Consider the following 19,928-nt stretch of genomic DNA (forward strand, 5'->3'; position numbering starts at 1 on the left):
TGTCAGTAAATTTAGATGTTTTCATGCAGAATCTCCTGCTCGTATCTTAAGAGAAAATTCTACTTTTAGATCCTATTATTTTTAGGGGGGATTACCGGTGGTAATAGTAGTCGAGCATTGAATGCAGTGACTACTGCGATTACCACAGCATTGGGTGGACAAACTGACTTACAAGTGGTGACCAATACCCTAGCACCGTATGCAGCTCAGGTGATTGGGCAAGAATTTGGTCATGGAGAGGACAAGAATACTGCAGCACAGTTAGTATCTCATGCGATCTTAGGGGCAACACTGGCTTATATTAATGGTGGCGACCCAACAGCAGGAGGAAGCGCAGCAGTTGCGAGTGAAGCAGCAGCCATATATCTGACCAATCAATATAAAAATGATCCACGCTATCAAGACATCAATGGCGAGTTCCAGCCGAACTTGCTTCCTGAAAATGTTAAAGCACAGATACGTGATTTAACGGCAGGGATAGGTGCTGTTATTGGCGGAGCAGCAGGAGATTCTAGCTATAACGCACAATTGGCAGGTGTGATTGGGCAGAATGCGGTGGAGAGTAATGCATTATTATTTGATGATCTACGGGAAAAATCGAAAGACTTTTTTATATCACTATCCTCTAAAGCAAAACATCCAATTGACCAAGGTGCAATTAAAGGTGTTGGTAGTATAGCGGATGGTTTATTACTGATTGCTGATGCTTTCGGGGACACAGCAGTATCAGCAATTCATTGTCCAATTGGAGGTTCAGCATGTGCTGATGCAATGGAAAACAATCGTCAGAAAGGGCAGGCTATAATTGACTTTTTTAAAATTAATAATTTAAAAAGTCAAGCGGCTGCTATTGAGCAATCTTACATTGATTTAGCTAGTGGTGATCCTTTAAAAGTTGCAAATGCACAAAGAGTTCAGGCTGAAATATATACGAGTTTGGGGTTGAGTGCTGCTGGAACGAAAGCTCTCAGTTCAATTAAGGATATGAATATACAAGGAAAAACAAAACAAGTAGATGTTAGATTTAATGATCCTAATAAATATAAAGCAGACCTTGCTAAACAATCAGGAATTCCTAAATATATAAATTTGTCTGAACCCAAAGGTGTATATGGTCTCGATTCACAAAAATTAAAAACTTATTTTGAAATGAATGGTTATAGGGTGAATGTTGAAAAAGATGCGCCCAAAGGTTCAGGAAATGCTCAAGTTTATAGCGTATATGATCATAAAGAAATTGGTAAAGTACAACACAGCCCCTCTACTGCTAATCTTCCTACAAAGCAACAAAGCCAACACATAGGCGAGTATATTAAATTTACTTTAAAAGATGGAAAAGTAGATGCTTATGGGAATACAAAAGTTTACATTATTAATCCAAATACATTTAAAGGAACTGCAAAAAGATCAACTTTTTATAATCAGCAAGGTCAAAAACTTGAGTATACTAACGGTAAATATGTAAAGGTTAACTAAATGATAGATATTAAAAAGAACGTTGAAATAGGAAAATCATTGGCTGGTTTACAGTTGGGAAGTAATTTGTCAATATTTTTACCATATATTGATACTGTTATTGATGGGGAGGATGTTCCATGGACGGTTATGATTGAACAAAATAATAATGGGAAATTATTATATAAAATTCCAGATAATAATGGATTTATTGTTTATGTTAATATGCCTAAGTTAGAGTTGGGTTTTACAGAAAAAGGAAATCTTTATTATATTCGAGCAGGGGTTGGATATATGGGGGAGATTTTTAAAGGTGTAAAAATAGGTAGTAAGATTAGTGAAATTAAAAATCAGCTATATTTAGATGATACAGAAGATGTACATTATTTAGTTGAGAATGGAGAGAGAATCGAAGGAATAATGTTTTTTGCTGGAGGCTTGGAAGTTGAAGAAGATCCTGATGCAATAATTGAAGAAGTTAAAATTTATAATTTTGATATAGAATAGTACGTATTAACTCAAATTTAAGTTGAATTTTGCCATTTTTGCGTTTAGTTTAATTTAATTTTGAGCTAATTTTTTTATATTCAATTATGTATTTGCAAAATGACATTTGTACAATAAATCTATAAAGGATTAGAAATATTTTATGGGATTATTGGTGATTTTCATAAGTTTCTAATTTAATTGGCTTTATTATGTAAGGTTATTCCTAAAAGCTCCTTCAGTAATATAATTTATGAATGATCAAAAAATATATCAAAGAATCGGTGAGTTTTTGCGGTCAATTATGCCAGAAAATGTTTTGGAAATTTATTATATCGGCTGTATTTATCCTGATTATTCAGCTGGAGGCGCTGAGTGGCTAACTAAAGAAAATAAAATAGTTAGCTTTGAAATGGGGCAGAGGCCTTATCATATTGAGAGTCAAATCGATGACCTAATTGTAGAGCTAAGGTTGCTAGACATTTTTAAAGAAAAATGGACACATTTTAAAATTACACTTACGGATAATGGTGTATTCAATACGGAATTTGGATATATTCCAAGAGACGATAGTTGGGTGAATTTATATATGAAAGCTGTCAGTGATTTAAAAGAAAGTGAACTTGATGAATATAATATTCCTCATGAAGAGTGGGAAAAACGAGTTGAGCTGAAAAAGCAAAATAAATTATAGAGTGGTTTTTTTAAAGCTCTGAGTTTTGTCTAAGGGCTTTTTATTTACGGGGCTTTGTTGCATAAACTGATCAATCTATGTTCCAACGTACTAAATCTGATGTGGGTCAAAATTGGGTCAATGAAATATATTTTTTCTTATAAATTGTATAAAAACATTCACTTGGGTTTTGAGTTCAATTGACGCCACCTCCACCAAATACCTAGCTTTATATAACCGAATATAACGTTATATAAAGCGAAAAGGCTTGATTCTAAAGGGATCAAGCCTTTTTTTATGCCTAAACATAACTGAGCTTAACCGAGTATATGAGTTTGTATCATGTATCACATCGTGTATCATTGATAAATAATTGAAACCACTATGATACACCATGAAGCGTTCGGATATTGATGTGTGCTGAAAAAACAGGAGGTTTTAACTTGGTAAACTAAACATACTCACCAGGAGTTTACGATAAGCAAGAAACACAAGACTTACACCACAGAATTTAAAGCTGAAGCCATCAAATTAATTGAAGCCAATCAAGGCAATGTCTTGGAAACAGCTAGACAACTTAGCATTTCAATGCAAACTCTTTCAAATTGGAATACCAAAGCAAAGGCTGGAACTTTAGCAGGTACAAAACAGTATTCACCTGATCTAAACGCTCTACTCGAAGAAAATAAAAAACTCAAACAACAGCTCAAAATAGCTGAAATGGAACGTGAATTTTTAAAAAAGGCAGCAGCGTACTTTGCCAAAGAAAGTCAGTAAGGTACGCCTATATGAAACAAAAAAGATATTCTTTTCCAATTACCTTAATGGCTCGATTACTTCATGTTTCAGTTTCATGTTTTTATGATTGGCTCAAGAGAGGCGTGAGCAAAAGAACGATTCAACGAAATCAACAGACGATATTGGTGAAAATAGCCCATGAGGAGACAAGGCAGAGCTATGGTTATATTCGATTAACCAAATACTTACAAGCTCAGGGTATAAAAATGAGTATGTACGCTGTACGTCATATAAAAGCGCTGAACCACCTGTATTGTAAGCGACACAAGCGTTTTAAAAGGACTACGAATAGTGACCATAATCGAGCGATCTATGAAAACCTGCTGGAGCAACAATTCTCAATGACTAGACCAAATCAAGCATGGTCAAGTGATATTACGTACATATGGACTGTTGAAGGATGGCTGTATTTAGCAGCGGTAAAAGACCTTTACACGAAGCAAGTGGTTGGCTATAGCTTAAATGAGCGCATGACAGCACAGCTTGTTTGTAATGCGCTAAATATGGCTATTCACAATCAAAAACCAACCAAAGAACTGATTGTGCATTCAGACAGAGGAAGTCAATATTGCAGCCATGAATATCGAAATATACTTGAGCAATATGGTTTTCAAGGTTCAATGAGCAAGCGCGGAGACTGTTACGATAATGCACCGATTGAAAGCTTTTGGGGAATACTGAAAAATGAGTTAGTGCATCATTACAACTATCAAACCAGAGAAGAAGCCAAAGCAGATATTATAAAATACATTGAGTTATTTTATAATCATCGAAGAATTCAAAAGGGTTTGGGTTTTAAGACACTAAATCAAATGGCTGAAGACTTTTATAAGTTGGCTGCCTAGAATCTCCCAAGGGAAAGTCTCCTGATAATTCAGCGTATATCACTAAAGGAGCTGCTTGAAAATAGGAAAATAGAAGAACAGATTCTGAATTTTTAGGCACTCAAAATAACGCCATGATCGGATAGGCTTCCTATTTATATAACGAATTTATTTTTCTAATTTTGATGGCTTTGTACCCATAAAACCTGAGAAGATGGCACGCTGTTATAGTTTTTTCAAGCCTTACTGTAGCTACTCATTCACACCAAACTAGCTGAAAATTTGACTCAAGAAGGGATCACAATCTTGATGGTGGCGTAATGTTTATAACACAGCAACTGAATACAATTTCTGAATTGGTTGAGGGGCAGGATCTTTCAGATCAACTGCAACATCTACTTGCGCAGCAGTATTTAAACTTAGAAGCGACTTTGTTACGTGCTAAAGTTTTACGTGATTTTTCAAGCGCTAAAGTTCAGTATATTGTGCAGTCTGCTATTCAAGTAGAACATGCGGAGGTCGCATTTTTATTTGCGCCTTTTATCTTGGCAAATTTAAACCATCCTGTGATTTATAGCAGTCCTGCAACGCCGACTGTACTCAATATCCTCAATCGTTACTATCAAGCAGAGCAAAAACAAAACCTAAAAATAGATGATGTGCTTGAGGCACTCAATGTTTATTTAGATTTGAGTGACAGCGTATTTAATGATGTCGATTTTTTCTATTTTTCATTGATCAAAGCACTATGTCGAACTGATGTCTCTCAGATTTTTTTAGTGACATCATTGGTGCTCAATACACAAAAACTCACAGAGCTGGAACAGTTTTTTAAAGTCAAAATTAACTATATTTCTACCCATCCACAAGATGCCATTATCGACAGTAGTGAATGGAATATGCGGAAATTGTTCTTTAAAAACAAAGATCAGCAATATATCGATTTATGTGAAAGATTCGCTACATTGAATGCGCAGTTACTGTTGAATTATGGCAGTTATAACCAGCAGCAAGCGACCCAGTTGGTTGAAGATATGTTCTATGCCGAGCATATTTATGAAAAGTTATCGGTCTATGCAGAGTATATGCAAACCTGTTTACAACATGGCGTGTCCCGAAAGCAGGCGACTTTTTTTGCTTAAATTACATTTTTGATGCGCTATTCAAAACAGCTTTTCTTTCATATTGATGCATATACCTAGGTCATCCCCATGTTTTTATATACAGACTTTGATCAAAATTTATTAAATGAACGTGTCGCACAGTTTCGCGACCAAACCCAGCGTTATTTACAGGGAAAACTGACCGAAGAAGAATACCGTCCCTTACGCTTACAAAATGGTTTATATGTTCAACGCTATGCTCCCATGCTACGTTTGGCAGTGCCTTATGGCTTATGAACTCTGAGCAATCGCGTAAGGTGGCTGAGGTTGCACAGAAGTATGGCCGTCGTTATGCACACATTTTTACGCGTCAAAATATTCAACTGAATTGGCCGCAGCTTGCAGATGTTTCTGATATTTTGTAGGAACTCGCTACGGTACACATGCATTCTATTTAGACCAGTGGAACTGTATTCGAAACACCACCACAGACCAATATGCAGGGGTATAGTCAAATCATTATAAAACCAATACAATGGTGCAATGAGTTATTCAGAACATTTTAGACGTAAAATTTTAGCTAAGCTTGAGGAAGGTTATTCTATTCGAGCGGTAGCTGCACAATTTGAAATTAATAAAAATACCATTGTTAAATGGAAGAAACGTATAGAGATTAAAAAAACTCGTGTACGTAAACCTTCTAAAATTAACGATGATGCTTTACGTGAAGATGTTGAAAAGTATCCTGATGCTTATCAATATGAACGCGCTGCACGTTTTAATTGTGGTGTTTCATCTATTGGTGCTGCATTAAAGCGCTTAAATATTTCAGTTAAAAAAAGACGTTAAGCCATCCTAAAGCAGATACAAAGCTTAGGGATAAATTTATTCAGCAAGTGAATGAATTAGAAAAAAACCACCCGATTATTTATCTGGATGAAAGTGGTTTTAAGTCACATGATTACAGACCTCATGGCTACTCACGAAAAGGAGTACCCTGTCTAGGGCAATATAATTGGCAATTAAAGAATCAGACCAATGCCATTGAAGCAATCCATAAAGGGTATTTATTTTCAGTCGGTTTATTTGACTGCAAAATCAATTCAGATGTTTTTCATTTTTGGATTCGCCCTAGCTTGAGAGGAATGACATGATCAGCTCTGATCATGTCATTTTATCTCTAGGATGGTGATATTTGCAGTATGGGTAGTGGGTCTCTTCAAATCAAAAGATGGTTTAAATCAGTCTGGATTTAAACCATTTAACTTTTATTCAAAGGCTTCTGGGTAAATACATTGGATCAAGGCATTTAAGGCATTTTGAATACGCTCATTGATTTCAAATGAACAATTGATCCGAATATGATGTGGGACATTGTCGGTTTGATAAAATAATGAACCGGGCGCAATGCTGATATTTTTCTCTAAAAGCTGCTCATAAATCAAATTTCCATTGATCTGCTCGGGCAAAGTAATCCATAAGAAATAGCCCGATGAATAATAATGAATTTGATAATCTTCAGACAAATGTTCAGATAAATAAGTGTAATACTGATTTTTGAGACGTTTTAAGGTGTTACGCAAAGTTTTTAAGTGCTTTTCATAGTGTCGATGCGATAAATAATCGACCAAGGCATTTTGAATAAATGAGTTGACGGAAAGCGTACTCATCAGCTGTAGATGTTGAATATGCTCCGAAAATTTACCCGCATAGACCCAACCAATTCGAAAACCCGCACCTAAAGTTTTTGAGAAAGAAGAGCAGTGTAAAACCAAATTTTTCTGATCAAAGTATTTCATCGACAGCGGTTTTTTATGATCAAAATAAAGCTCTTCATAAACATCGTCTTCAATTAAATAAATATCGCGCTCATGCAGTAACTTTGCCAGTTGGTATTTGATGTCATCACTGACCGTAAAACCAATAGGGTTGTGACTGTTGAGCATCAGCAAACAGACTTTAATTGGGTAACGTTCAATCGCATCTTTAAAAGCCTCAAGGTCAATACCGTGTTCTTCATGTTCAGGAATACTAATGACTTTCAGGCCCAAATGTTCAGCCGCTTGCCATGCACCATAAAATATTGTTTTTTGAAGTAAAATATAGTCACCCGGTTGGGTCATGGCTTGTAAGGAGAGATTCAAAGCATCCAACCCGCCCGAGGTAATTACTATGTCGGACGGGTCTGTTGGAATTCCTTGCATACAGTAGCGCTGCGCAATCAGTTTCCGCAGCTCAAAGTTCCCGGGAGGTAAACTTGGCATTTGTTCATAACTAACACGGTGTTTGGCACGTTGTCCCAACGTTTGCATCAGCTTGGCAGAGTAAAGTAGTTGACTATTGGGAAAGGCAATGCCGAAGGGAACCATGTGTTCAGATTGGATCGATTTTAAGTATCTGAAAATTTTAGAGTTGATTTCAATTTTTTCGTTGAGGATGACACTATAAGAGTTGTTTTCTGAGCGCACATCACCTGTCACAAAGTAACCGAGTTTTTCTTGTGAGTAAATCAGCCCTTGCGCTTCGAGTTCTTGATAGGCATTCATCACCGTTATCAGGCTAAAACCCGATGTTTCAGCTTGTTGACGGAGTGAGGGCAGTTTATCGTTGGCTTTCCAAAAACCACTTTCAATCAAATGTTTCAGGCTGAGCGCAAGTTTTTCTGATTTATACATATGGGTTCGCTGCAATTAAAAGGCACAGGACATGTATTGAAAGTCCCGTGCCTAATTCATAAAAAATGCTTGGCTGGATTTAGTAAGTAAAACTCAGGAACAGCTTAAAGAAACCCGCAATCAGTGCGAGAGAAATAAAGCCAAAGCACCACAATAAAATAAACCATAATCGTGGGGTGAGTCGATCAACAAATTTTTTCATGTCTATCTCCTCAATTAATGATAACCCTGATCCCCTATACCTACTTTGTCACGGAAAACCCAATAGGACAATAAGGTATAGGCAATGATGATTGGAATTTTGATATCCAATGGTCAGAACTTGATGCATATAATCAACTGATTCCTAGGAAAGTGGTGGTAAAACACAATGGAAAAAGTAGCCAACATCAGTGGGGTCAATAATTACCATCAAAAGTGGTCGCCTTATTTCCAAATGGGTATTTACCGTTCAAGTTGGCGTGCAGGGCCACTGAAGAAACGTGTAATCGTGGGGTAGCCTGTAGAGGCGTACCATAAAAACGTGGTAATTAATGATCTCAACTAAGATTTTGAGTTTCATCTAAGTGGTTATTTCGTATCATTAAAAAACCGATGGCTCTCACTTGAAAACCATCGGTTTAACTTGGTATGACCTTAGATTATTACCACATTATTTTAACATTAAAGGTTGTTGCTCAAATCGACTTGAGTGTTCATTGGCTTATCTTGAGCATGCTTTCCCCAATTAAACTTCTGTGCACAGATGCCCAATCCAACAATAAACAGAGCAAGTAAACTGGTGTACGTCACTTCTTTGAAGTAGGTGCCTTCCACAAGCATGGTAATGAGCGCGCCAATGATAAATGCGATGGCAAGATAAGTGAGCCAAGGGAATAACCACATTTTAAAGTCAATCACTTGCCCTTCAGCTTCTAATTTTTTACGCATACGTAATTGTGAGAAGGCAATAGTCAAGTAGACATACAACGCTGCTGTACCTGTTGCTAACATGAAGATGTCATAGACATTCATACTTTCAGTAGCGGTAAGGTACGTCGCCACCAGAGCAAATAATGACGAGACCAGAACGCCCATCCATGGACTACCATTACGGTTGATTGAGCCGAAGCTTTTCGGTGCATCGCCACGTTTGGACAGTGAAAATAACATCCGTGAACAGGTATAAAGTGCCGAGTTAAAGCAGCTACATACCGAGGTCAGTACTACAAAATTTACAATGTGTTTTGCTTCTGGAATGCCAAGTGCTGACAAAGTCACACTATAGGTTCCCCACGTTGGATCTTTTAATAGTGGATTGTTATGTGGAATTAAGCATACGGTAATAAACATTGAACCGACATAGAACAACATAATTCGCCAAACCACAGAGTTAGACGCTTTACGGATTTCACGGGCAGGATTTTCTGATTCTGCCGCCGCAACCGTAACAATTTCAGCACCGATATAGGCAAACATAACCCCAAGTAAGGCGGTGATGACTGCCGAGAAACCGTTCGGCATGAAGCCGTCCGCAGTTAAATGCGTGATTCCTGATGCACTTGCTTGACCCCAAGGCCATAAATGCATGATAGCCAAGCTACCAATCACTAAGAAAATCACAATCGCGATTACTTTGATGAGTGCAAACCAAAACTCAAATTCACCATAGTTTTTGACATTTTGTAAGTTAACCAAAACTAAGGACACAATCACGACCAGCATGTAACCCCAGATCGGGATAAAGGGAAACCAACTGTTGAGAATTTTACCTGCGACATACGCTTCCCAACCCATCAGCAAAGCCCAAGAACACCAATACAACCACCCAATGGTAAAACCAGCCCAACGGCCAATGGCACGATCTGCATAGGTTGAAAATGACCCACTGTCTGGATTGAGAACAGCCATTTCACCTAGCATGCGCATGATTAACAGAATGAGTAATCCACCAAACGCATAGGGCAAAACTGCAGCAGGGCCTGCCGAATAGATAACATTTCCCGAGCCGATGAACAGTGAACCACCAATGACACCCGCAATTGAGATCATGGTGAGATGACGCGACTTAAGTCCATTTTTTAAGCCTTGAGATGCATCCGGCACAGCGCTTTGTTTAGGTGCTTCCATATAATTTTCCTTAATCTTAAGGAGGTAGTTTCAAAATGGGCAAAGCCTTTTTCGGACTACTCATCCTTTAAAACTGTAACCGAATGATCAGAGGCTTTATCATTATTAAGGCAAAAATGAATAAATCTGATATTTCTGGCAAAGCGTGAAAAATCACACTTTGGCTACAAAACGGTTACATGTTGTTTATGTATGCACCTAATCTCTCTTTTTTGTTCTCACTAAACGAGAGCCATTTTTTAGCATTTGGAAGGAGCCAATTACAGCTAAAATGTGAAAAGCTGGGGAGCCAATTTTTACTCTCATCTCAATAATTTATAGAATGAAGCAGCAAAACTCAGCTTTGTAACTGCGGCTTTAGTCGCAAGTCGAAGGGTTGTAAGAAAACTTAAGTATCTAATTTATAAAAATAATCAACTCAGCGTACGAACTCCTGCATTTCGCAGACATTTGAGTAACACACCAAAAGCCACCAATATTTCCTGTTCACGGACACAGGCAAAGCCTAATAGTAGTCCTTTCTGCCGTGTTGAATAATGCTTGGTATAGTATTGTGACAGCGCTCGAACTTTTACGCCTTGATCAAGTGCATTGCTGGCAATCAACACATCATCCATGTTGCTCGGCAGCTTTAAAATCAAATGTAAACCAGCAGCGGTATTGTATTCATGCAGGAAGTCTGCCCCAAGATGACGTGTAATCAGATCGATTAAAAAGGCGTGACGCTTGCTATAGAGTAAACGCATACGACGAATATGTGCTTCATAATGGCCCTCACGGATAAACTCTGCCAAGACTTTTTGATCCAGTAAATGCCCACCCCGATATAGTTCCGATGCCACAATACGCAGTGGTGAAAACAACTTTTTAGGGACCACCAAATAGCCAATGCGCAACGCAGGGTAGATGGTTTTACTGAAGGTTCCCATATAAATGACAGGTGCATCTGGCTCCAAACCTTGTAAAGAAGGAAAGGGTTGACCCGAGAAGCGGAACTCACTGTCATAGTCATCTTCCACAATCCAACTTTTATGCTGGCGCGCAATGGCAATCAGTTGTTTACGACGTTCTAAACTTAAGTGAGAGCCTAAAGGGTACTGATGTGAAGGCGTCACAAAAATCAGTTTAGGTGGGGTTTTTGGTTCTAGGTCAGGAATAATGCCTTCTTGATCAACAGGTAAGGAGCGTAGATTCACGCCATTAATGCGTAAAATATTACGTGCTCCCCAATAAGCTGGATCTTCAATCCAGACCTCATCGCCTGGGTCACTTAAGGTCCGTGAAACCAAATCGATCGCCTGATGTGTCCCTTCGGTAATAATGATTTGGTCTGCATCGCATTGCACGGAACGCGCAATTTTGAGGTATTCCGCTAGTTCTTGGCGCAGCTCTAAACAACCACCCGCATTGCTATAAATAAGACTATTAATTTCAGGTTCACGGCTGAGGCGAGTCTGAATACGGCTAAAAATATGGTGTGGAAATTCTGTGACATCGGGTGCCCCGGGCACAAACGCGCCCCATTGGTAAGGCGATGCAGCTGAATAGCCGATGAGATAGGAACCGCGTTGCGACAAATTATAATTCTGCTGGGGCTTTTTTTCTTGAGTTTGGCTATTGGTATTTTCAGCTTTGACCAAAAAGGATTCAGGCAGTTTTTCAGCCACCCAAGTGCCTTGGCCTGTACGTGCTTCAACATAGCCTTGCGCTTGTAATTGTTCGTACGCACTGAGTACGGTATTGCGTGAGACTTTAATTTCTTTGGCTAAGTCACGCGATGCAGGTAGGCGAGTTTTGGGTGCGAGCACACTGTCAATAATGGCGTTGCGTAAGCAGCGAAACAACCGCAATTGTAGGGTTCCGTCAATATCTTGCTGTAATCGTTGCAGTAAATAATCTCCAAGCAAGCTACGCAATTGGCTCTCTCCTACAATATTAAAATGGCTTTTCGTGAGCGATTACCATAAATGCAAATTATCTCGTCAGGCAGCCGTTGTAAAGCATTTCGCTTGTAGACGTTGGGAGCAAATGCCCGCGACTAAGGGGCTGGAAATATACACAAGTCGCATCCAAAGCAAAAGTTTTTTTAGATGATTTACATAATCGCGTACAACGGCTTGAAAATACAATTAGAAAAGCCTAAAGAAGGACATAAATGGTTTCTAGGTTAGCCTAGTCATTTGCTGAATTTTGGGCTTCTTTAGCATTTTGGGTGATTCGGTTGAATACCGTAATGGCCCTCTTGTATAAGTATGCCTTTTTTAAGTTTATATTTTTTAAGTTATTAATTTTTAATAAATAAATATTTTATCTGGAAAATGATTATAAAGGCGGTGGGTGAATTGGCTCCATCTGTCTGATGAAAAGTGGCTCTCGTCTAGTGCCAATAAAAGCGCAAAATGCAATAAACCCCACGTCCTTTATATATCAGCAAAAAGCATGATCGGGACGCTGAAATTTTATAAATGTATGAATCAAGAATGAGGATACAAAATGGACAGTAAACACTCTGCACTGAACGCACGTAAACTAAAAGCGACTCCTCGTGGCGTTGGTGTCATGTGTCAATGGTATGCGGAGAAAGCAGAAAATTCCACCATTTGGGATGCTGAAGGGAATCAATATACTGACTTCGCGGGTGGTATTGCGGTACTGAACACAGGTCACCGTCATCCTAAAATTATTGCTGCTGTTACTGAACAATTGACTAAATTCACCCATACAGCGTACCAAGTTGTACCGTACGAAATTTATGTTTCTTTGGCTGAACGTATTAATGCACGTGCACCAATTGCTGGTGAAGCGAAAACAACATTCTTCTCTACTGGTGCTGAAGCTGTAGAAAATGCAGTGAAAATCGCACGTTCTTACACAGGTCGTCACGGTATTGTGACTTTTGGTAACGGTTTCCACGGTCGTTCATTTATGACCATGGCAATGACGGGTAAAACTGCACCGTACAAACGTGACTTTGGTGTGATGCCTTCAGGTGTTTTCCATGCACGCTACCCAGTAGAGTCAAAAGGCATTACTGTAGATACTGCGATTGAAAGCATTGAAGATATTTTTGCAGAAGATATTGCGGCACATGATGTAGCAGCTATTGTGCTTGAACCTGTTCAAGGTGAAGGCGGTTTCAACGTGGTTCCTGCTGAATTCTTAAAGCGTTTACGTGCGCTATGTGATCAACACGGTATTTTGATTATTGCAGATGAAGTACAGACAGGTTTTGCACGTACTGGTAAGTTATTTGCCATGGATCACTATGAGACCAAAGCGGACTTAATCACTATGGCGAAAAGTCTTGGTGGTGGTTTCCCAATCTCTGGTGTGGTTGGCCGTGCTGAAGTGATGGATGCACCGAACCCAGGTGGTCTAGGTGGTACTTATGCAGGTAATCCAGTGGCTGTAGCTTCTGCACATGCCGTACTAGACGTGATTGAAGAAGAAGGTCTTTGCGAACGTGCAAATGTATTGGGCGCAGAGTTGGTTGAAGTTCTGAATGAACTCAAACAGTCTTCGTCTACGGTCCAAGAAATTCGTGCGTTGGGTTCAATGGTCGCGATTGAGTTGGAAACGGCGGATCAAGCGAAAGCAATTCAAAACTATGCAATGCAAAATGGCTTGCTTATTTTGACCTGTGGTCGTTATGGTAATGTGATCCGTTTCTTATATCCTTTAACGATTCCTGCAGAACAATTCCGTGCTGGCTTAAACATTTTAAAACAAGGTTTTGCACTTTCTGCTGCAGCATAATTGAAGAGTAATGACTATGCTTCAAGCGCAATATAAAGATTTATTACAGCATCCAGATATTCGTTTTGATGTGCCTGAAAATGGCGGTTATATCGAAGTCAAAGATGCCGCAACACATGACACTTTGGCGTGGGTGAAATCCCATGACCGAGCGTCAGTTGAGCAAGTGATTGCTCGTTCTCAAAAGGCACAAACTGCGTGGAAAGCGCAAACAGCTCTACAACGCGCTGATGTGCTTTGGGCTTGGTTTGATTTGATGCAGGAAAATAAAGAGTCATTGGCTCAGATTTTGACTGCAGAACAAGGTAAGCCTTTAGCTGAAGCACGTGGTGAAATTGGCTATGCTGCTTCATTTATTCGTTGGTTTGCTGAACAAGCCCGCCGTATCGATGGTGAAGTTTTAACACCAACACTGCCGAACCAGCGTTTGTTGGTGATCAAACAGGCGATTGGTGTTACGGCAGCAATTACGCCGTGGAACTTCCCCGCAGCAATGATCACACGTAAGGCCGCACCTGCCATTGCAGCAGGGTGTTCAATGATTGTGAAACCTGCTGAGCAAACGCCTTTAACCGCTTATGCTTTAGAAGTGTTAGCGCTACGCGCGGGTTTGCCACAAGACGTATTATTACACATCAGTGGTGATTCAAGCGAAGTGGGTAAAACACTGTGTGAAAGCGACACGGTGAAAAAGTTGAGCTTCACAGGTTCAACTCAAGTTGGTCGTATCTTGATGCAACAATGTGCGCCAACCATCAAAAAACTGTCTTTAGAGTTAGGTGGTAATGCACCTGTTTTGGTGTTTGATGATGCCAATCTTGAGCAAGCTGTACAAGGCATTATGGCCAGCAAGTTCCGCAATAGCGGACAGACCTGTGTATGTGCCAACCGTATTTATGTACAAGACGGTATTTACGATGCCTTGGTTGAAAAACTGGCAGTTGCTGTAGCGAACTTACAAGTGGGTGATGGCCGAGTTGAGACTTCAACACAAGGCCCGCTGATCGATGAAGCCGCGATTGAAAAAGTACAGTCGCATATTGCCGATGCCATTAGCAAAGGTGCGCAGCTTAAAACCGGTGGTCAACGTTCAAGCTTAGGTGGTACTTTCTTTGAACCGACACTTTTAACGGAAGTGACGCAAGAGATGAAAGTCGCGAAAGAAGAAACCTTTGGTCCATTAGCACCCTTATTCCGTTTTAAAACAGAAGAAGAAGCAGTGCAAATGGCCAATGACACCGAGTTTGGTTTAGCAACTTACCTATTTACGCAGAATACCGCACGTCAGTGGCGTGTTGGTGAAGCACTTGAGTACGGTATGGTCGGCATTAACACGGGTGCGATTTCAAATGAAGTGGCTCCCTTTGGTGGTGTGAAGCAGTCTGGCTTAGGTCGTGAAGGCTCTAAATTTGGTATCGACGAATATCTCGAAATGAAATATTTGTGCGTGGATTTATCGGTTTAAGATAGTCCAATACCCTTCAGTTTAAAAATCAGCCTTGCCCATTCAAGGCTGATTTTTTATGGGTGTATATTAGTTAAGAGTCGGTTTATTTTTAATATTGTATGGTCTAGTCATAATCCTCTTATAATTCGAAGCAATGAGAGGTGAGGGTTGATAAATCTAATAAGATCACTTTTTGATTTATGAAGAAGATTTACTATTTGTTCTTTGGCGAAACCCACATTTTTGGCATTCCTATGACTAAGTTCCAAAAAATATAAGTAATCGCGTAAAACATTAATGCACCTAGTATCCATAAACCCAACATAGAATTCGTGAATAATCTATAAAATGCTCCTCCACGACCTATGCTATCCCCACCTTCTAACATAACAATAAAAGGTAAAATAATTGCTACAGGTGATAGACACACATTCAATATTGAAACTAAAAACCTCTTAGGAATTGGGTGATTTAGCATTTTATGGTCATAAAGCAAATACGACACTATTAAAAATAGAGTAGGGAAAGAAAAGAAATACATTAAAAATATGTAAATCCAAGCTCTAACCTCAATAATATTTAACAAGGAAACATCAATATAAAATGGAAGAAATCTTAATATTAATTCCAAATTAATCAATATTATATCTTTATCAAAAAAAACAAGAAGAAACTCAGATAACAATACCATAACTCCACTAAATAAAAATGAAGCCTTGAAATCAAAACCTACCTTACCCATACCATACTCGCTTATCAGCATAATAACCAAACTACAATAAAAAAATATTTTAATATTGATATTTTATTTATTAAGCCCGCTATGTACACTAAATAGACTTATTTTAAATATAATTAAATTCAATATTATTTAAATTAATATACCCAAAAAATAATAAAAACCTCTGATTCTCATACTCCACTACACCTGAAATTTTTTCCATGTATTGCATGAGTTCTGGTGTTTTTTCTGCTTGAATCATTTTTACAGTTCGAGATGGATCAACCCCATCAAACTGACTATAAAGTAAAGGCTCGTCACGCTTTAAAATGAGAACATTTGAAGTGTCATGCCATTCAAACCAGCACAGACCAAATCAGTGGTCTAGACTAAGTATGGGTGGAGAAACGACCGCCAAGTGTCGAGCCTATCAAAGGATTTTTATAATAGCTAAATGCATCTAGTGGGATATTGTATACTATTTTATCTTAAATAAAACAATAAGATAGTTTGGATCAATAATGTTAAAGATTCACACTAACCGCTCAGACAAAGAAAAATTTGATCCTTATGAATTATATATTTTTAGTTCAGCATCCAATTTACAACGTCTTTTGATCTTTAAGGCAACAGGCTAGAGAGAAGTATAAATTTTCCAGATTGTCTTTATCGACTTTAAACTTTATAGGTAGAAAGCAAAATGCTGGTTTCAGTATTGTAAATACCTGAAATATTTCGAATTCGTTCTAAAATTCGGTCAAAATTCTCTAAGCTGTCAGACTTCAACTCTACCAACAGATCCCACTTGCCATTGGTGCTATGCAAGGTATGCACAGCAGAGTCGATTCGGAGCTCTTTGACGACTGCACTGGTCTTGGTGCCTTCGACCATAATATTCATCCAAGCTCGGATACTATTTTTCTCAGTCCCCGGTTTAATCCGCACTGTATAGCCTGTAATGACGCCACTGGTTTCCAAATATTCAATACGCTTTTGCACTGTATTTCGAGAGATACGGAGCTTGTTGGCAATGTCGGTAATCGAGATACGCGCATTGTCTTGCAGTAAGCCGAGGATTTGACTGTCCGTATCATTCATTTTGATTTTTCCTGTTATCAATTTGATGAAATTTATTTCATTTTAATCAAAATTACAACTTTTTCGGCGCAGTTTGATTTTTCATACTATGCATATTGAGCAGTATTCACATGAACGTTACATCGAGCTGAGGCGATGTGTTCTGCGGGTGATGTCTCATATCTATTTAATGGATTTGATTCACCAAATTTTCAAAGGGAAACATCATGTCTTTGTCATATGAAATGGACAATAGTGGCGCTTGGCAGACCTATCTTGCACAGATTAACCGTGTTGCGCCATATCTGGAAGACGACTTAATTCCATTCATCGATACTTTAAAGCGTCCTAAGCGCGCTTTGATTGTTGATGTACCAATCGTGATGGACGATGGTTCGATCCAGCACTTCGAAGGTTATCGTGTACAGCACAATTTGTCGCGTGGACCGGGTAAAGGTGGTATTCGTTATCATCCAGACGTAGAACTCAATGAAGTCATGGCACTCTCAGCGTGGATGACGATTAAAACTGCGGTATTGAACTTACCGTATGGCGGCGCCAAAGGTGGTGTTCGTGTAGACCCCCGCAAATTGTCTCCACGTGAACTTGAACGCTTAACTCGCCGTTTTACTAGCGAAATTAGCCTAGTGATTGGCCCACAGGTCGATATTCCTGCTCCAGATGTAGGCACCAATCCAGACATCATGGGTTGGATGATGGATACCTATTCAAGTATCAAAGGTCATACCGTAACAGGTGTAGTAACAGGTAAGCCTGTGCACTTGGGTGGTTCTTTAGGCCGTGTACGTGCAACAGGTCGTGGCGTATTTGTTACTGGTTTAGAAGTTGCTAAGAAAATCAATCTCGCACTTGAAGGTAGCCGTGTAGCGATCCAAGGTTTCGGTAACGTGGGTAGCGAAGCGGGTTACTTATTCCATAAAGCCAATGCGAAAGTGGTGTGTGTACAAGACCATACAGGCACGATCTTTAATGCTGAAGGTATGGACCTTAAGCAGTTACAAGACTACGTTGCGATTCATAAAGGTGTAGCAGGTTTCCCAGATGCCACTTTAATTGAAGACGAAGCGTTCTGGTCGGTTGAAATGGATATTTTAATTCCAGCGGCTTTAGAAGGTCAGATTACGCCTGAGCGTGCGCAAAAATTGACTGCAAAATTAGTCTTGGAAGGTGCGAACGGTCCAACGTATCCAGATGCAGAAGACATTTTGTTAGAACGTAAAATCACGATTGTACCTGACGTACTGTGTAACGCAGGCGGTGTAACCGTGAGTTACTTCGAATGGGTTCAAGACATGGCGAGCTACTTCTGGACAGAAGAAGAAATTAACCAACGTTTAGACAAACTCATGATGTCAGCAGTTGAAGACGTTTGGTTCACTGCAAGCGAAAAGAAGTGCAGCCTACGTACAGCAGCATACATCTTGGCGTGTAAACGTATCTTAAAAGCACGTAAAGAACGAGGAATTTTCCCAGGTTAAGGGGAAGTTCCGTGCCCTTCGGGGCACACCATATTATTAGAAAGAACAACATCAGATTTATTAAGGACGAACAAACCATGAACCAGAATAGTCAACCAAATCGCCAAGATTTTAATCAGTACATGGTGCCAGTTTTTGCACCCGCTCAGTTTATTCCTGTGCGTGGCGAAGGTTCTCGTTTATGGGATCAGCAAGGTAAGGAATATATCGATTTTGCAGGCGGTATTGCGGTCAATGCGCTTGGACATGCTCACCCTGTGGCGGTGAAAGCTTTGGTCGAACAAGGTCAAAAGCTTTGGCACATTGGCAATGGTTATACCAATGAACCCGTACTTGCACTTGCAAAACAATTAGTCGACAACACCTTTGCAGATAAAGTGTTCTTCTGTAACTCTGGTGCAGAAGCCAATGAAGCGGCTTTGAAACTTGCACGCAAAGTGGGCCTAGTTTCAGTCTCTGCACGCAAAAATAAAATTATTGCATTTAAAAATGCTTTCCACGGCCGTACTTTGTTTACGGTTACGGCAGGTGGCCAACCGAAATATTCACAAGATTTTGCACCACTTCCAGAAGGTATTCACCACTTACCATTCAATGATTTAGACGCAGTACGTGAAGCGATTGATGCAGACACGTGTGCGGTGATTGTTGAGCCGATTCAAGGTGAAGGTGGTGTAATTACCGCAAGCCCTGAGTTTTTAAAAGGCTTACGTGAACTGTGTGACCAACATGGTGCGGTACTGATTTTTGATGAAGTGCAAACAGGTGTTGGTCGTACAGGTGCTTTATATGCATATATGAACACTGACGTGACCCCAGACATTTTAACTACAGCCAAAGCACTCGGCGGTGGTTTTCCAATTGGTGCGATGATCACAACAGATAAGTTTGCCAACATGTTTGTGGTGGGTGACCATGGTACGACTTATGGTGGTAACCCATTGGCGTCTGCTGTAGCCAATGCCGTATTTGGTTTGATCAATACCCCAGAAGTGTTAAATGGTGTACGTACACGTGCGCAATTTTTTGCCAACGGTTTAAATCAGTTAAATGCACGCTATGGCCTATTTGAAGAAATTCGTGGTCAAGGTTTATTAATTGGCTGTGTACTAAAAGCTGAATGTGCAGGCAAAGCCAAAGACATCGTGACTTTAGCAGGCGAAGAAGGATTATTGGCACTGGTTGCAGGTCCAAATGTCGTTCGTTTCACGCCATCGTTAATTATTCCAGAAGCAGATATCGAAGCAGGTTTACAACGCTTTGAGCGTGCGCTCGCGCGCTTTGTTGGCGCGTGATAGGCCACTG

16 protein-coding genes and 4 pseudogenes are annotated in these 19,928 nt (G+C 39.6%); 12 read left to right on the plus strand and 8 right to left on the minus strand.

The features are described 5' to 3' along the window. Nucleotides 1-96 precede the first annotated feature (96 nt). From ACG9ZB_RS14640 to ACG9ZB_RS14670, 7 genes and pseudogenes are all read left to right on the plus strand, one after another. Nucleotides 97-603: pseudogene (locus tag ACG9ZB_RS14640) on the plus strand (VENN motif pre-toxin domain-containing protein); the annotation flags it as partial. Between the two features lie 873 nt (nucleotides 604-1,476). Next, nucleotides 1,477-1,962 carry a hypothetical protein gene (locus ACG9ZB_RS14645; protein WP_348930245.1) on the plus strand — a complete coding sequence of 162 codons (486 nt, stop codon included), beginning with the start codon at nucleotides 1,477-1,479 and terminating at the stop codon, nucleotides 1,960-1,962. Nucleotides 1,963-2,194: 232 nt separating this feature from the next. Beyond that, entirely contained in the window at nucleotides 2,195-2,635 is a 441-nt protein-coding gene (locus tag ACG9ZB_RS14650; RefSeq protein WP_348930247.1) for a hypothetical protein, read from the plus strand. Nucleotides 2,636-3,091: 456 nt separating this feature from the next. Continuing rightward, a protein-coding gene (locus ACG9ZB_RS14655; RefSeq protein ID WP_419326531.1) for an IS3-like element ISAba22 family transposase occupies nucleotides 3,092-4,257 on the plus strand; the annotation gives its coding sequence in 2 pieces (ribosomal slippage) (nucleotides 3,092-3,350 and nucleotides 3,350-4,257; 1,167 coding nt in all). Between the two features lie 299 nt (nucleotides 4,258-4,556). Continuing rightward, nucleotides 4,557-5,378: a hypothetical protein gene (locus tag ACG9ZB_RS14660; protein ID WP_419326505.1), complete on the plus strand. Its 822-nt coding sequence runs from the start codon at nucleotides 4,557-4,559 to the stop codon at nucleotides 5,376-5,378. Between the two features lie 69 nt (nucleotides 5,379-5,447). Further along, nucleotides 5,448-5,847: pseudogene (locus ACG9ZB_RS14665) on the plus strand (nitrite/sulfite reductase); the annotation flags it as partial. 35 nt (nucleotides 5,848-5,882) lie between these two features. Continuing rightward, nucleotides 5,883-6,188 (plus strand): IS630 transposase-related protein, encoded by a 306-nt coding sequence (locus ACG9ZB_RS14670; protein ID WP_419326507.1) that lies wholly within the window; start codon nucleotides 5,883-5,885, stop codon nucleotides 6,186-6,188. A gap of 419 nt (nucleotides 6,189-6,607) precedes the next feature. On the opposite strand, the gene ACG9ZB_RS14675 is transcribed toward ACG9ZB_RS14670, so the two are convergent. The 3 genes and pseudogenes from ACG9ZB_RS14675 to ACG9ZB_RS14685 all read right to left on the minus strand — a co-directional run. Next, nucleotides 6,608-8,014 carry a PLP-dependent aminotransferase family protein gene (locus ACG9ZB_RS14675; RefSeq protein WP_419326508.1) on the minus strand — a complete coding sequence of 469 codons (1,407 nt, stop codon included), beginning with the start codon at nucleotides 8,012-8,014 and terminating at the stop codon, nucleotides 6,608-6,610. 79 nt (nucleotides 8,015-8,093) lie between these two features. Then, nucleotides 8,094-8,216, minus strand: coding sequence for a DUF2474 domain-containing protein (locus ACG9ZB_RS14680; protein ID WP_419326510.1), 123 nt, complete (start codon nucleotides 8,214-8,216; stop codon nucleotides 8,094-8,096). A gap of 14 nt (nucleotides 8,217-8,230) precedes the next feature. Next, nucleotides 8,231-8,320 (minus strand): annotated as a pseudogene (locus tag ACG9ZB_RS14685) (hypothetical protein); the annotation flags it as partial. Between the two features lie 64 nt (nucleotides 8,321-8,384). Here ACG9ZB_RS14685 and ACG9ZB_RS14690 point away from each other — a divergent pair. Further along, entirely contained in the window at nucleotides 8,385-8,513 is a 129-nt protein-coding gene (locus ACG9ZB_RS14690) for a hypothetical protein (protein WP_419326511.1), read from the plus strand. 164 nt (nucleotides 8,514-8,677) lie between these two features. Here the strand turns inward: ACG9ZB_RS14690 and ACG9ZB_RS14695 are convergent, their stop codons facing one another. Both ACG9ZB_RS14695 and ACG9ZB_RS14700 read right to left on the minus strand, forming a co-directional pair. Beyond that, nucleotides 8,678-10,123 carry an amino acid permease gene (locus tag ACG9ZB_RS14695; protein ID WP_419326513.1) on the minus strand — a complete coding sequence of 482 codons (1,446 nt, stop codon included), beginning with the start codon at nucleotides 10,121-10,123 and terminating at the stop codon, nucleotides 8,678-8,680. Nucleotides 10,124-10,536: 413 nt separating this feature from the next. Then, on the minus strand, nucleotides 10,537-12,039 hold the full coding sequence (locus ACG9ZB_RS14700) for a PLP-dependent aminotransferase family protein (protein WP_419326514.1): 1,503 nt from the start codon (nucleotides 12,037-12,039) through the stop codon (nucleotides 10,537-10,539). Between the two features lie 577 nt (nucleotides 12,040-12,616). Here ACG9ZB_RS14700 and gabT point away from each other — a divergent pair. Both gabT and ACG9ZB_RS14710 read left to right on the plus strand, forming a co-directional pair. After that, the gene (gene gabT, locus ACG9ZB_RS14705) at nucleotides 12,617-13,879 is read left to right on the plus strand and encodes a 4-aminobutyrate--2-oxoglutarate transaminase (protein WP_332587325.1); all 1,263 of its coding nucleotides are present in this window, start codon (nucleotides 12,617-12,619) and stop codon (nucleotides 13,877-13,879) included. Nucleotides 13,880-13,895: 16 nt separating this feature from the next. Continuing rightward, complete coding sequence (locus tag ACG9ZB_RS14710) at nucleotides 13,896-15,344, plus strand: NAD-dependent succinate-semialdehyde dehydrogenase (RefSeq protein WP_419326532.1); 1,449 nt, start codon at nucleotides 13,896-13,898, stop codon at nucleotides 15,342-15,344. Nucleotides 15,345-15,540: 196 nt separating this feature from the next. On the opposite strand, the gene ACG9ZB_RS14715 is transcribed toward ACG9ZB_RS14710, so the two are convergent. The 3 genes and pseudogenes from ACG9ZB_RS14715 to ACG9ZB_RS14725 all read right to left on the minus strand — a co-directional run bounded on the left by ACG9ZB_RS14715 (nucleotide 15,541) and on the right by ACG9ZB_RS14725 (nucleotide 17,145). Further along, complete coding sequence (locus ACG9ZB_RS14715; RefSeq protein ID WP_286407496.1) at nucleotides 15,541-16,068, minus strand: hypothetical protein; 528 nt, start codon at nucleotides 16,066-16,068, stop codon at nucleotides 15,541-15,543. A 103-nt stretch (nucleotides 16,069-16,171) separates the two neighbouring features. After that, nucleotides 16,172-16,559 (minus strand): annotated as a pseudogene (locus ACG9ZB_RS14720) (hypothetical protein); the annotation flags it as partial. A 163-nt stretch (nucleotides 16,560-16,722) separates the two neighbouring features. After that, nucleotides 16,723-17,145: an Lrp/AsnC family transcriptional regulator gene (locus tag ACG9ZB_RS14725; protein WP_058952232.1), complete on the minus strand. Its 423-nt coding sequence runs from the start codon at nucleotides 17,143-17,145 to the stop codon at nucleotides 16,723-16,725. Nucleotides 17,146-17,348: 203 nt separating this feature from the next. On the opposite strand from ACG9ZB_RS14725, the gene ACG9ZB_RS14730 reads away from it, so the two are divergent. Together ACG9ZB_RS14730 and ACG9ZB_RS14735 are read left to right on the plus strand one after the other, a co-directional pair. Then, nucleotides 17,349-18,623: a Glu/Leu/Phe/Val family dehydrogenase gene (locus ACG9ZB_RS14730; protein ID WP_419326534.1), complete on the plus strand. Its 1,275-nt coding sequence runs from the start codon at nucleotides 17,349-17,351 to the stop codon at nucleotides 18,621-18,623. Between the two features lie 77 nt (nucleotides 18,624-18,700). After that, nucleotides 18,701-19,918: an aspartate aminotransferase family protein gene (locus ACG9ZB_RS14735; RefSeq protein ID WP_419326517.1), complete on the plus strand. Its 1,218-nt coding sequence runs from the start codon at nucleotides 18,701-18,703 to the stop codon at nucleotides 19,916-19,918. The last annotated feature ends 10 nt before the right edge of the window (nucleotides 19,919-19,928 follow it).

This window comes from Acinetobacter johnsonii, assembly GCF_048551975.1.
In the GTDB taxonomy this organism is placed as follows: Bacteria; Pseudomonadota; Gammaproteobacteria; order Pseudomonadales; family Moraxellaceae; genus Acinetobacter; species Acinetobacter johnsonii_A.

Bases quoted from the DNA above. Each gene is read 5' to 3' on its own strand.
- ACG9ZB_RS14645 (WP_348930245.1), top strand. From the start codon at position 1,477: ATGATAGATATTAAAAAGAACGTTGAAATAGGAAAATCATTGGCTGGT.
- ACG9ZB_RS14650 (WP_348930247.1), top strand. From the start codon at position 2,195: ATGAATGATCAAAAAATATATCAAAGAATCGGTGAGTTTTTGCGGTCA.
- ACG9ZB_RS14660 (WP_419326505.1), top strand. From the start codon at position 4,557: ATGTTTATAACACAGCAACTGAATACAATTTCTGAATTGGTTGAGGGG.
- ACG9ZB_RS14670 (WP_419326507.1), top strand. From the start codon at position 5,883: ATGAGTTATTCAGAACATTTTAGACGTAAAATTTTAGCTAAGCTTGAG.
- ACG9ZB_RS14675 (WP_419326508.1), bottom strand. From the start codon at position 8,014: ATGTATAAATCAGAAAAACTTGCGCTCAGCCTGAAACATTTGATTGAA.
- ACG9ZB_RS14680 (WP_419326510.1), bottom strand. From the start codon at position 8,216: ATGAAAAAATTTGTTGATCGACTCACCCCACGATTATGGTTTATTTTA.
- ACG9ZB_RS14690 (WP_419326511.1), top strand. From the start codon at position 8,385: ATGGAAAAAGTAGCCAACATCAGTGGGGTCAATAATTACCATCAAAAG.
- ACG9ZB_RS14695 (WP_419326513.1), bottom strand. From the start codon at position 10,123: ATGGAAGCACCTAAACAAAGCGCTGTGCCGGATGCATCTCAAGGCTTA.
- gabT (WP_332587325.1), top strand. From the start codon at position 12,617: ATGGACAGTAAACACTCTGCACTGAACGCACGTAAACTAAAAGCGACT.
- ACG9ZB_RS14710 (WP_419326532.1), top strand. From the start codon at position 13,896: ATGCTTCAAGCGCAATATAAAGATTTATTACAGCATCCAGATATTCGT.
- ACG9ZB_RS14715 (WP_286407496.1), bottom strand. From the start codon at position 16,068: ATGGGTAAGGTAGGTTTTGATTTCAAGGCTTCATTTTTATTTAGTGGA.
- ACG9ZB_RS14725 (WP_058952232.1), bottom strand. From the start codon at position 17,145: ATGAATGATACGGACAGTCAAATCCTCGGCTTACTGCAAGACAATGCG.
- ACG9ZB_RS14735 (WP_419326517.1), top strand. From the start codon at position 18,701: ATGAACCAGAATAGTCAACCAAATCGCCAAGATTTTAATCAGTACATG.